Here is a 332-nt window from a genome sequence, read left to right as displayed (position 1 = left end):
CGATGCACATTATCTCACCCAAAGAACTCATAACATTTTAATTTATTTAGCATTAAATTAAAACTCTACCGGTAAACAAGCATCTCTAGGCGTAAAAAACAGGCACTTTTTTAAATCCCAGCTAGAATAGGCTGTATAGGCAGACAGTTGCAAGACAAGGAGCGTTTTATGTCTAACAGTCCATTTTTAAATTCTATACGCACGGATATGCGACAAAAAGGTTATGCGCTGAAAACTGAAAAAACTTACCTGCACTGGATTAAGCGTTTTATTCTGTTTCACAAAAAACGTCATCCTCAGACCATGGGCAGTGAAGAGGTCAGGCTGTTTTT

At 37.7% G+C, this 332-nt stretch carries 1 protein-coding gene; it reads left to right on the top strand.

Going from position 1 to position 332, the window contains the following annotated elements; translation table 11 throughout:
* Window positions 1–168: 168 nt before the first annotated feature.
* The coding region (locus tag AC0L3J_RS37780; RefSeq protein WP_473350497.1) for a phage integrase N-terminal SAM-like domain-containing protein at window positions 169–332 on the top strand (164 nt) is incomplete at its 3' end.

This window comes from Bradyrhizobium sp. Kon37, assembly GCF_055807535.1.
Note: the sequence above shows the minus strand (reverse complement) of the source record. Positions and strands in the feature narration are given on the sequence as shown.